This is a genomic window from Orenia metallireducens (assembly GCF_001693735.1).
Lineage (GTDB): Bacteria > Bacillota > Halanaerobiia > Halobacteroidales > Halobacteroidaceae > Orenia > Orenia metallireducens.
Genome location: NZ_LWDV01000005.1, coordinates 28222 through 40942, shown reverse-complemented (window position 1 = coordinate 40942; position 12721 = coordinate 28222). Strand labels below are relative to the sequence as shown.

The 12721-nt window shown below is 31.9% G+C and carries 12 protein-coding genes; 1 reads left to right on the top strand and 11 read right to left on the bottom strand.

The genetic code is table 11. The annotated features are described in order from the left end of the window. Positions 1 to 29: 29 nt before the first annotated feature. The gene (locus tag U472_RS00800; RefSeq protein WP_068714541.1) at positions 30 to 1061 is read right to left on the bottom strand and encodes a YkvI family membrane protein; all 1032 of its coding nucleotides are present in this window, start codon (positions 1059 to 1061) and stop codon (positions 30 to 32) included. 151 nt (positions 1062 to 1212) lie between these two features. Between U472_RS00800 and yyaC the strand changes: the two genes are divergently transcribed. After that, positions 1213 to 1860: a spore protease YyaC gene (yyaC, locus tag U472_RS00795; protein ID WP_068714539.1), complete on the top strand. Its 648-nt coding sequence runs from the start codon at positions 1213 to 1215 to the stop codon at positions 1858 to 1860. 38 nt (positions 1861 to 1898) lie between these two features. On the opposite strand, the gene U472_RS00790 is transcribed toward yyaC, so the two are convergent. From U472_RS00790 to U472_RS00745, 10 genes are all read right to left on the bottom strand, one after another. After that, on the bottom strand, positions 1899 to 2324 hold the full coding sequence (locus tag U472_RS00790) for a GNAT family N-acetyltransferase (RefSeq protein ID WP_068714538.1): 426 nt from the start codon (positions 2322 to 2324) through the stop codon (positions 1899 to 1901). Position 2325: 1 nt separating this feature from the next. Then, positions 2326 to 2844 carry a bactofilin family protein gene (locus U472_RS00785; RefSeq protein ID WP_068714535.1) on the bottom strand — a complete coding sequence of 173 codons (519 nt, stop codon included), beginning with the start codon at positions 2842 to 2844 and terminating at the stop codon, positions 2326 to 2328. 27 nt (positions 2845 to 2871) lie between these two features. After that, positions 2872 to 3834 carry a M23 family metallopeptidase gene (locus U472_RS00780; RefSeq protein WP_068714533.1) on the bottom strand — a complete coding sequence of 321 codons (963 nt, stop codon included), beginning with the start codon at positions 3832 to 3834 and terminating at the stop codon, positions 2872 to 2874. 261 nt (positions 3835 to 4095) lie between these two features. Further along, positions 4096 to 4767: a DUF554 domain-containing protein gene (locus U472_RS00775; RefSeq protein ID WP_068714531.1), complete on the bottom strand. Its 672-nt coding sequence runs from the start codon at positions 4765 to 4767 to the stop codon at positions 4096 to 4098. Positions 4768 to 4878: 111 nt separating this feature from the next. Further along, positions 4879 to 6300: an aspartate ammonia-lyase gene (locus U472_RS00770; RefSeq protein ID WP_068714529.1), complete on the bottom strand. Its 1422-nt coding sequence runs from the start codon at positions 6298 to 6300 to the stop codon at positions 4879 to 4881. Next, the gene (hydF, locus tag U472_RS00765; RefSeq protein ID WP_068714527.1) at positions 6300 to 7520 is read right to left on the bottom strand and encodes a [FeFe] hydrogenase H-cluster maturation GTPase HydF; all 1221 of its coding nucleotides are present in this window, start codon (positions 7518 to 7520) and stop codon (positions 6300 to 6302) included. Before hydF ends, U472_RS00770 begins: the two co-directional genes overlap by 1 nt. A 327-nt stretch (positions 7521 to 7847) precedes the next feature. Then, entirely contained in the window at positions 7848 to 8933 is a 1086-nt protein-coding gene (gene hydE / locus U472_RS00760; protein ID WP_068714525.1) for a [FeFe] hydrogenase H-cluster radical SAM maturase HydE, read from the bottom strand. Positions 8934 to 9171: 238 nt separating this feature from the next. After that, positions 9172 to 10563, bottom strand: a complete 1392-nt coding sequence (gene hydG, locus U472_RS00755; protein WP_068714523.1) for a [FeFe] hydrogenase H-cluster radical SAM maturase HydG — start codon at positions 10561 to 10563, stop codon at positions 9172 to 9174. Between the two features lie 258 nt (positions 10564 to 10821). After that, positions 10822 to 11691, bottom strand: coding sequence for a ParB/RepB/Spo0J family partition protein (locus U472_RS00750; protein ID WP_068714521.1), 870 nt, complete (start codon positions 11689 to 11691; stop codon positions 10822 to 10824). Next, on the bottom strand, positions 11684 to 12445 hold the full coding sequence (locus U472_RS00745) for a ParA family protein (RefSeq protein ID WP_068714519.1): 762 nt from the start codon (positions 12443 to 12445) through the stop codon (positions 11684 to 11686). The genes U472_RS00750 and U472_RS00745 overlap by 8 nt, the downstream gene beginning before the upstream one ends. Between the last annotated feature and the right edge of the window lie 276 nt (positions 12446 to 12721).

Genomic DNA, 12721 nt, shown 5'->3' with positions numbered 1-12721 from the left:
AATTATGCTAACCAATAAAAAATACCAATTTAAGAATACTTATTAAAACTGGTCACATAACTAAAGATTAAAAATAATAATAATCCTAAACTTAACTTCCCTAATTGTGGATAAATTAATTCGACTAGCCTAGAAAAAGGCATTTTAACAAAGGGAAATACAAAGATTAAAATAATAAAAATAACCTTTCTTTCCGATAGTCCTACACTATCGTTTAATCTGCTAGTTAAAGCATACAAGTTACAGCTAGCCGTAGTTAACATCGCCAACCACAAAGTAGTTGAATAAATATAATATATATTATATTTATAATGTGCAATTATATCTATAATAGGAATCTGACTATTTACTATCTCATCATAAAACTGGTATAAGAGATAATAAAGAAAGAAAGCTATTACTCCTAAAACTATTCCACCACCAAAAATTCCACAAAATAACTCTTCTTTTTCTACCTCCAAACTCAAAGGAACTAATACTGTTAGTGCTAAAATTAAGTTATATCCAGTATAAATAAAAGAAGAGGCTATCCAATCTAGTTTTAAATAATTATGGGGGAAAATAATACTGAAGTTATCTATAATACCTCCAAGTACAACTATTATAATAACTAGTAATAGTGGAATCAACATTAAATTTAATTTCATAATACCTTCTACCCCATAATAGTTTGACCAAAGAATAATTATCGTTGTTAATATTAATCCAAGATTTATCTTATAGTTAAAAAATTGATTAAATATCTCTTTACTACCTGCTAACATTACAATTAAACTACCTAATAAGAATAAAGTTAATATTAAATCAGCTATAAATCCAAATTTTCTTCCAGCGATACTATAAAATAAATCTTTATAATTATTTGCTTTTAAAGTATAACTTATCTGAACAATAAAAATACCTAAAATACTAAATAGTAAACTAGATAATATTACTCCCAATAAACCATTATTACCATAAATAACGAAAAACTGTAATATTTCCTGTCCTGAAGCAAATCCTGCTCCAATAATCGCTCCAATATAGGTTACAGCTATCTGTAAAATTTTATTTATCTTCACATTATCCCCCCCTCAATCATTTATATGAAGGGAAAAGAAGATAAATTTAGGTAAAAGTTTACAGTTTAAATAAGAGTTCATTTCCACATCTTAAGAAAGTAACTAGTTTATAGTCAAAACTATATCTTTAATTAAAAAGTGGTGGATAAAAATGGATAAATTTATTTTCGATAAAGAAAAATATCATGAAACAATTAATAGCAATCCTGAAAAAATAGCATCTACTAGCTTTAACAGACAGGAGTTGTTAGAACAAGATAGAGTACATATCGATGATCCATTAGCAATTAGTCATCTTAAAAAAATTATTAGGCATAAGTTACAGAGAAGATATGATCCACAAGACCAAGAATTGATAGTAGTATGTATTGGAACAGACAGATCTACTGGAGATTCTTTAGGTCCTTTAACAGGTTCTAAGTTATTAAATTTTCATTTTAGAAATAATACAAAAATATTTGGTTCTTTAGAAAAACCTGTTCATGCTACTAACTTAGAAGAACACCTAGAATATATTAATAGAAATTACTCTAACCCCTTTATTATAGCAATTGATGCTAGCCTAGGAAGAAGTAGTAGTGTAGGTTCAATTAGTGTTAATGATGGACCTTTAAAACCAGGTTCTGGAGTTAATAAGAATCTTCCTCCTGTGGGCAATATCCACATTACCGGTTTAGTAAATGTTTCTGGATATATGGAGTATTTTGTACTACAAAGCACTCGCTTAAGCTTAGTTATTAAAATGTCCAAAATAATTGCCTATTCTTTATTCCAGGAATTAAGGGAATACAATAGCTAAAGGCTTTGATTTATTCTTTCAAATCAAAGCCTTTAATTTTATAGTATTTTATTCATCTTTAGATGTGCTAGACCTGCTTCTTCAATTATATCCTCTGAAATTATATTAAATCCATTGTTCTTATAAAAATCAACAGCATGAGTTTGGGCATGTAAAAGCAATTCTTTCAATCCCTCTTCTTTAGCAAAATCTATAACTTCAGATAATAATCTAGAGCCTATTCCTTTCTTACGATAGCCCTTTTTAATTGCCATTCTTTGTACTTTAGCGAAATTATCCTTAACCAATAGCCTACAGGTTCCAATAATAGCTTCTGGTGTATAGACTATAAAGTGAATTGCCCTATTATCATCCTCATCAAGCTCTAACTCAGCTGGGACACCTTGTTCTTCAATAAAGACTTCTCTTCTTAATTTAAAAACTCTTTTTAAATCTTCTTCCTTAGTTACTCTTTCAAATTTCATGCTAAGCCTTCTTCTTATCTTTATCTTCTTCTAGTCGTTTAAAGCCGTTGTTAGATTCATTATTAGAATCTTCCTTAGACTTATTATTTTTTACTTCTTCTTTAGCTTTATTATTTAAAGATTTTTGCGATTCAGAGATCTTCTGATCAATTTCTGCCTTAGAAGTACTATTACCCTGGAAGGTTGCTCCATCATGAATAATTAAATTAGAAATAGATATATCACCTATTAACTTACCTGTCTCTACTATCTCTAATCTACCTTCAGCCTTTACATTACCTTCAACAAATCCAGCAATCATTATATTATCACCTTGTACATTGGCTGTTAGCTTTCCTTCCTTACCTACATAAATATTACCTTCAACAATTAACTGCCCATCTAATTCTCCATCAATTCTAATTGATTCAGCCACTTTAATTATTCCTTCAACATGTGTACCAGCACTGATAATAGTTGCTATATCTTTTGCTTTTTTCTCTTTTTTTTCTTTTTTCTCTTTTTTCTTCTTTCCGAACATTTATAGCCCCCCTATTTATTAAAATAACTATTTTATATAGTCCATTGGATTAACTACTTTTCCTTTATATTGAACTTCATAGTGTAAATGAGGTCCTGTACTACGTCCAGAATTACCCGATAATGCAATTATATCTCCTCTTGCAACCCATTGCCCTCTTTTTACTAATACCCGATTAGTATGAGCATATAAGGTCCTATAGCCATATCCATGATCAATTATAACTTTTCTACCATAACCATCATTCTGATCCCCTGCAAAAATTACTCTACCCTTTCCTGTAGCAATAACCTTATGATTATACCAAACACCAATATCTATACCATCATGAAATAACCTCTTTTTTAATACCGGATGATAGCGGTATCCAAAAGGTGAAGTAACACGACCTTTTCCACTCCTAATTGGCCATCCTTGAGGCTTAGCCTCTATAAATCTATTATGTTCTACTACTTTCTGCTTTAAGTTAGACAAATCTTCTTTCTGCTTAGGCATCACTTCCTTTAGCATAACTAAATTTGCCTCTATATACTGTATCATATCATTACCTTTATCTTCGGAGTTTTCAAAATCATAATAACCAATATTATTACTCATATCAGTTTGCATCTCATTATTTTGACTAATATTATCTTTGCCATTAATTAACTCTCTAATCTCTTGCTTTTCAGTTATAATATCCCCAAATTCATTATTAATCTTCTCTATCTCATCAATAAATTCTGACAATCTCTGTTCATAATATTCCTTTTCCTCTTTAAGAACTTGATTCCTCTCTTTATAAGGAAGTAAGTCATTAATCTCATGTTGAGCTTGGCTATATTCTCCATAATAATACCATAAAAAGCCTAATACAGTAATAACAGAAATAATTATACACAAAAAGATAAATTTAATACTACTTTTAGATATACGTAAAGTTCGGATGTCACCATCGGTATGGGGAACAATTGTTAAAGTTATTTTCCGTTTTCCCTTATGATAAGACATAATCCTGTCCCTCCATTTTATAGATTAAAAATGCAGTTATTAAACTTGAATACCTGACTAAAAATTTAAACTTATTACAATTATTCTACATAGAAAACAATTTTCCTCTTTTTTATCAACATTTCAAATTAATTATTTTTTTTATTAAATAAAATTTACAGTATTTAAAACAAAAGTATTATAATGGCATAAGTTATGATATAATCTTACTAATTATAGAATTATACTATAACCATTATTAATAATTTATTCTAAATTGATTTAGAATAAATAAACTAAGGTAACCACTATAAAAATAGCTGGCAATAGGTTCCCTACTTTAATTTTAGTTATATTTAACATATTTAAAGCAATCGCTAAAATCAATAGCCCACCTGTTGCTGTCATTTCAATAATAATAGAACTTGTTAAAAAAACCTTAGCTTGAGTTGCCAAGAGAGTAATAATACCTTGATATAAAAATACAGGTATTGAAGATAAAATAACCCCTATACCTAATGTAGAAGCAAAAGCTATTGCTGAAAACCCATCTAATAAGGCTTTAGCATATAATATAGATGGATCATGCTGTAACCCATCTTGGATAGCTCCCATTATTGCCATAGCACCAACACAATAAATTAAACTACATTGTACAAAACCTTCAGCAACTCTACCTTTATTACCTAATTTTCTCTCAAACCACTTACCTACATTCTCTAATCTATTCTCTATATTAACCACTTCTCCAATTAATCCACCGATTAGTAAACTAAAAATAATATAGGTTGGATTATCAGTCCTTAATGCCATCTGCATACCTATCAGCAAAACTGATAGACTCAAGCCTTGCATAACAATTTCCTTAAATCGATTCTTTAACTTAGTACCAAGCATCATTCCAAAACTACCTCCTATTATAATAGAGATAGTATTAACTATAGTTCCTTTCATTTTATCTCTTCTCTCCTTCTTTATTCCTCTATTCTATAAAAAAATTATACTTTTATCTTTTAATTCCTTCTAAAATAGTAAAAAGAGAGGTTTTTTCCTCTCCTTTTTATACTAATCTTTTATCTTCCGTTTTTTATATAACTTTTCTGCTGCTATACCTGGATGGGTCATCTCACTTGGACTTAAAATTTGATTTAACTCTTCTTCACTAAAGATACCCTTCTCCAAAACAACCTCTCTAACCTTCTTCTTCCCTATTAAAACCTCTTTGGCAATCTCTGTTGTCAATTTATAACCTAGATAAGGATTTAGCGCTGTTAATAGTCCTAAGCTATCTTCTAATAACTCTTGACACCTCTCTTGATTCGCTTCAATCCCTATAATACATCTCTCTCTAAATAATTTAACACCATTTTTTAAGACTGTTAAACTCTCTAGCAATTTATCAACCAATAAAGGGATCATTACATTCAACTCCAACTGACCTGCCTGAGCAGCTAAAGTAATCGCTTGGTCATTACTAATTACTAGAAAAGCTACCTGATTGATTGCTTCAGGGATCACTGGGTTGATCTTACCTGGCATAATAGAAGATCCTACCTGTACTTGAGGTAATTTAATCTCACCTATACCACCTTTAGGTCCTGAGCTTAATAATCTTAAATCATTAGCAATCTTATTTAAATTTACAGCCAAAGCCTTTAACAAGCCTGAAACTTCTACAAAAACATCTAAATTTTGTGTATTATCTATCATATTCTCTGCATGAGCCAGATTCAGACCTGTGATGTTTCTAATTTCCTTAACAACCTTGAAGATATATTTACGAGGAGCATTCAATCCCGTTCCTATAGCTGTTCCACCTAAGTTAATCTGCTTTAATCGCTCAGATACTTTAAATAACCTCCACCTATCGCGGCTAATTGTTTCAGCATAAGCAGAGAACTCCTGTCCTAAAGTAATAGGTACAGCATCCTGTAGTTGGGTACGACCTAATTTAAGATAGTTGGCAAATTCTCTCTCTTTTTCTTGTAATGCTTCTTGTAAGTTAACAACCTCTTCACTTAAAGGTATCAATAATTTTAAGGCAGCAATTCTAACAGCAGTTGGATAGACATCATTGGTAGATTGGCTCATATTAATATCTTCATTGGGATGAACTATACTATAATCACCCTTCTGTCCACCTAAAAGCTCAATAGCTCGATTAGCAATTACTTCATTAACCATCATATTTGTGGATGTCCCCGCTCCACCCTGCAAAGCATCTAGAATAAACTCTTCATCAAACTCTCCTGCTAAGACTTCTTTACAAGCTTGTAAAACAGCATCTTTCTTCTCTTCACTGACCTTAGCTAATTCATAATTGGTGATTATTGCAGCCTCTTTGATTTGAACTATAGCCTTAATTAATTCTAAGTTGACTCTTCTGCCAGTAAGATTAAAATTTTCAGCAGACCTTAGAGTACTAATTCCATAATAGCTGCCTTTCTCAATCTCTCGAGAGCCCAACAAATCCTCTTCAATTCTCATTATTCTTCCTCCCAAATCATCTGAGCTAATGGAAATGGTTCTAATGCTCTATCTAAAATACCGTGTACATAAGCAATTAACATACCATAATTAACTATTGGAACACCTAGACTATCAGCCTTCTTTAATCTATATAAGATTTCTTTGCGATTAGTCATACATCCACCACATTGAACAATTAAATTATACTCTTTAAGATTATCGGGAAATTCTCTTCCAGCAACATGATCAAACTGTAACTCTCCGCCTACTTCTTGGCGTAACCAACGAGGAATTTTTACTGTTCCAATATCATCAGCAGTCCGGTGATGAGTACAGCTTTCACAGATTAATACCTTGTCTCCTGCTTTAAGTTTGGTAATCCCTTTAGCCCCCCTAGTAAAAATCTCTAAATCACCTTTATAGCGAGCAAATAGAATCGAGAATCCAGTTAACATAATATCCTCAGGTACATCAGCAGCTACTTTCATGAAAGCTTGGGAATCGGTAACTACAATCTTAGGCTTCTTTTTAAGACTATCTAAAGCACCCTTTAACTCCCTTTCCTTTACTACCACTGCTTGACCATCATTATCAAGAATATCTCGCAAGGTCTGGACTTGTGGTAAGATTAATCTTCCCTTAGGGGCAGCCAAATCTATAGGAATAACTAATACAACTATATCTTGAGGTTTGATTAAATCTCCAATAATATGAGGTTCTTCAAACTTCTCTGGTGCTTGTAAGATTATCTCTTTCTTTAACTCTTCTATTCCTGTCTGCTCTTTGGCACTAACTTTTAATAATTTAATACCTAATTCCTTCATTAAAAACTTCATATCTATATCTTCAAATTTATCTTCTTTATTAACTACACCTACAACAGGAATCTCTCTCTCCTCTAATTCAGCTAATAACTTCTTCTCGTATTCATCTACCTCTGCTTCAGGATCAACTACCAATAAAGCCAAATCAGTTCTACTTAAAGCCTCTTTGGTCTTCTTGATTCTTAACTCTCCTAGCTCTCCTACATCATCAATTCCGGCTGTATCGATAATAGTTACTGGTCCAATCGGTAAAATCTCCATAGATTTATATACTGGATCAGTCGTTGTTCCTGCTACATCAGAGACAACAGCCAAATCCTGATTGGTCAGTGCATTAATTAGGCTAGATTTACCAGCATTTCTCCTCCCCAAAAGAGCAATGTGTAATCTATTAGCCTGTGGTGTGTTCTGCATAATTCTTCACCTCCAAGTTTATATGAAAAATATAAATTAATTTAGATTTGAGTTTTATAATAAATGGACATTACAATACTTTGTGTCAGTTTACAGTGTACAGTTAACAATTGACAGTTAAGAGACTTTAAAGATTTTTAAAACTTGGTTACTTTTAAGGCGCCCTAAAGGAAGTTTTCTTTCTTTCTGAGGAAGTACTCTTGGAGTGCAATACTAAAAGTAACACGGAAAAAAGCTGATAAGCTTTCCCGTAATAGTTTTAATAATTTTGCTAACTTTTAAAAAGTAAAAATGTCGCAATACCCTATATTCCCTATTCACTTAAAATTACTTTTGACCAGTTCTTTTAAAGTAATGTGGTGAATCTCCCCACTCACCATAAATAATCTCATCACCTACTGTACCTACTCTAGCAGCTAAGCAGTTCTTACAGTCAGATGCTTCTTCATCGATACAGGGTTTATTCTCATAGAGTTGATACTCTGTTCGATATTTTCGGTGAGTTATAATCGGCATTAAGATATTAGCCCCAGCCTTTAACGCCATCTCACGCCCTACTGGATTTAGAGCTTGTAAGGCAGTAGTTGCTGCAATATTAATATCTTTCATTAATAACCTTAAGATTGCTACCATCTTCAATCCCCAATTAAGATTTCTAGTCTTTATTAATTCATTATCTTCAACATCCTTAGCTGTTGGTGTATCTTCATGGAGAACATAAGGTCCCATCCCAACCATATCGATATCATTCTCTTTAAAGAAGAGTAAATCATCAACCAAGTCTTCTATAGTCTGGCCTGGAAATCCAATCATTACTCCAGTACCTACTTGATAACCTATCTCTTTCATCTCTGCTAAACACTCTAATCTACGTTTAAAGTCATGATCATCAGGGTGAAGGGAGTTATATAGCTCTTTGTTAGAGCTCTCTATTCTCAGCAGGTAACGATGGGCTCCTAGGTCATACCAACGCTGATAAGTCTCTTTACTCTGTTCCCCTAAGGATAGGGTAATCCCCAATTCATTATTACTTAGTTCTTTAATCTTCTTGATTATATTATCAACAAACTCAACAAACTCCTTATCACTTCTTTCACCTGATTGTAGAACAATAGAACCATAATTGTTTTCATAAGCCCATTTAGCCCTATCTAAAATTTCTTCCTCTGTCATAGTAAATCTCTCTACCTTATTATTATCCTTTCTGATTCCACAATAGTTACAGTTCTTAACACATACATTACTAAACTCTATTAAACCTCGATAATAAACCTTCTGCCCTATATATTCAGCTTTAACCTGATAAGCTCTATCATATAACTTCTGTAAACCTTCTTTATCCTCTAAATTCATTAAATAGATTAAATCATCTCTAGTCAATTCACCTTTGTTCAAAATAGCTTCCAAGTTCATCTCATACCCTCTTTCTAGTTTAGTTTTCATCTGAATTAAAATAATTATTAAAAAGTATCTCTAACTTCTCTTTCAACTTATTACTTACACACTGTCCCAATAATAGAAACTCTTCATTCTCTTCTATTATTTCAGAATTAGTAAATTGTTCTTCTCCAACCTTGAAAAGATAATTAATTCGCTTACCTTCTTTTTTATTAAACCAGACCTTATTATCTTGGTCAATATATTTTCTTACTTAAAAGTATAAATCTCTTTTTTCATTTTCAATCTCCTCTAACTTAGCTTCTATCTTCTCTTTAGTCTTCTCATCTTCTATCTCAGCCAATTTTTCTTCTATCAGCTTCTCTCCTAACTCTTTAGTCTTTTCAGAAGCATAATCTTCTAAATATTCTTTGAAGGTTAATAGAGCATTAGGCCCACAGTACCTTTTGATAAATCCAGGAATAGCAAATTCCATAAAATGCTCTCCAGTACGACCTAAACGGTAACAGGCAGTACAGAAGGAAGGAATATATCCATCACTAAGTAGTTCATAAATTACATCATCTAAAGAACGACTATCTCCTATCATAAACTGCTCACGGTTTATATCTTGTTCATCATCATCTTCAGAATAACCATTTATCTCTATCTTAGTTCCTGCATCAATCTGTGATACTCCTAAATTAATAACCTCTCTTCTTAATTTAGCATCCTCACGCGCTGTTAAGATTAATCCTGTATAAGGGACAGCAAGCCTTAAGATAGCTATTATACGTTTAAACTCTTCATCATCTACAAGATATTTATCATCTATACTTACATTACTAGCCTCTTTTAATCTAGGGAATGATATTGTATGGGGACCAACATTATACTTTTTCTCAAGATGAATAGTATGCTCTAATAAACCTAGTACTTCATACTTCCAATCATACAGCCCAAATAATACTCCAATCCCTACATCATCAAGGCCAGCTTCCATAGCTCTATCTAAACCTGTTATTCTCCATTCAAAGTCTCTTTTAGGTCCAGAATGATGTACCCTTTGATAAGTCTCATGATGATAGGTCTCTTGGAAGATTTGGTAAGTTCCGATACCAACCTCTTTTAATTTTTTATACCCATCTATATCCAAAGGAGCAGCATTGATATTAACTCGTCTAATCTCCCCTTTATCCTCTCTTGTATCATAAACAGCTTTAACAGTCTTAGCAATAAAGTCTGCATCATAATCAGGACTCTCCCCATAAACTAATATAGAACGCTTCTGCCCTTTCTTCTCCATTGCCTTAACTTCAGCTTGTAATTCTTTAATTGTCAAAGTACAGCGATCAATTTCAGTATTAGAAGCCTTAAAACCACAATATTCACAGTTATTGATACATTTATTCCCTACATATAAAGGGGCGAATAATACTATCCTATCACCATAAATTCTATTCTTTAGTTCTTCAGCACCTTTAAATATTTTTTCAATCCATTCTGGCTTTTCAGCTTGTAGTAAAGTTGCAGTCTCTTCTAAAGACAATCTCTCTTTATTTAATGACTTATTAATAATCCTTTCTATCTCTTCTTCTGTCGGCTTTGCCTGTACTAAAATATTCTCCAACTTCTTATCATCAATAAAATCTTTTGACACCTTCATCACTCCCCTTGAGGTTTTTTTCACATTTATAAACAAAAAAAGACTTATCACAGAGATAAGTCTTGATATACTAACCCTAAGACACTCTCTCCTATGATTAGGATACCCCTTTCATTTAGAGAACTTGCACTAATATTCCACTTACCCCTCTAAACCAGGAAAATCCCAATCTATTAGGGTGTTTCATGTGAAACATTGGTATATTCAGATTTAATTATATTATACATTATGAAAAAGAAAGTTTCAAACAACTTATTCTTATTTATCTAATACTTCAATTATTCTAAATAAATCATCATTAGAATAATATTCAATAACTATCTTCCCTTTCTTCTTTCCAGATTGTATTGCTACTTTGGTCCCTAAAATACCTCTTAATCTCTCTTCAACTATAGTCACATTTGGGTCTTTTTTAGTTACTGCTTTCTTTTTAGACTTACTTTCACTTGTTTTATTCTTCAACCCTTTAATTAACCGTTCCGTTTCTCTTACACTCAACTCTTTCTCTATTATCTGATTAGCTACTTCCTTCTGTAAATCAATATCTTCAATAGCTAATAAAGTGCGAGCATGCCCCATTGCTAGAGTTCCACGTGAAACATATTCTTTGATTTTATCAGGCAATTTTAACAACCTTAAAGAATTAGCTATGCTAGAACGGCTTTTGCCAACCCGTTTAGCCAATTCAGCCTGTACCAAATTAAAGGTATCGATTAATTGTTGATAAGCCTCAGCTTCTTCAATTGGATTTAAGTCTTTTCTCTGTAAGTTTTCAATTAAAGCAATCTCCATCATCTGCTGCTCATCAATATCTGTAATAATTGCATCTATCTCTTTTAGATTTAAATTCTTAGACGCTCTATATCTTCTCTCCCCTGCTACTATCTGATAGCCTGAACCACTTTTAGCCTTTCTCACTATAATAGGCTGAATCAATCCATGCTCTTTTATAGAATGTGTCAGCTCCTCTAACTCCTCTTGATTAAAGGTCTTTCTTGGTTGATAAGGATTAGGTTCAATGGAATCTAAATTAATCTTCTTTATCTGTGAATCATCACCTTCTACTAAATTACTATCAGGAGTACTAATCAAAGCATTTAAGCCTCTTCCTAATCTTCTTTTAGACACGTACCATCACTTCCTTTGCCAACTCTAAATATGCTTTAGCACCTGCAGATGTTTTATCATAAATATTAATCGGTTCTCCAAAGCTCGGTGCTTCACTTAGACGTACATTTCTTGGGATAACTGTCTTATAAACAATCTCACCAAAATGCTCTTTAACCTCATAGCTCACCTGTTCAGATAAATTTGTTCTAGAGTCATACATTGTTAATAGAACACCATTTATATCAATATCAGGGTTCAGTCCTCCTTTAATTAATTCGATAGTGCTTAATAACTGACTTAATCCTTCTAAAGCATAATATTCGCATTGAATAGGAATTAATACTGAATCAGCTGCTGCCAATGAATTTAGAGTCAATAAACCTAAAGAAGGTGGACAATCTATTAAGATAAAATCATAGTCTTCTTTCACCTCATTTATTGCCTGCTTAACTTTATACTCTCTAGAGATACTCGATACTAACTCAATCTCTGCTCCTGCCAATTCTAAGGTTGCTGGAACAATATCCAATCCTTCTATAAGAGTATTTTTCATTATTTCACTTATCTTCTTTCCTTCTATTAACACTCCATAGATACAATCTTCTATCTTAGACTTGTCCACTCCAACTCCACTAGTTGCATTCCCCTGAGGATCTATATCCAATAATAGAACCCTCTTACCTAACTCTGCTAAATAACTTCCTAAATTAACAGTTGTAGTACTCTTTCCTACTCCACCTTTTTGATTAACAATTGCAATAGTCTTACTCATATTTTCACCTCTTTATCTATAGTTATCTATCTAAAATTAACTTTATTAGTGTACATAATTAATACAAAATCAATTATATATTATTATTTGTACTGATTAATTTCTTTTATTACTCTACTAAATAGTTCTTGAACTAAACATAAAATCCCTTTTACTATACAATGTTTATCAAATAATTTATCTTAGTTAATTTTAAGAAAATAGAATATCTTTCTATCAAATTAAAATCAATATAAATCGCTTCATTGTAAAATAAAATTGAACTAAATAAAAAAT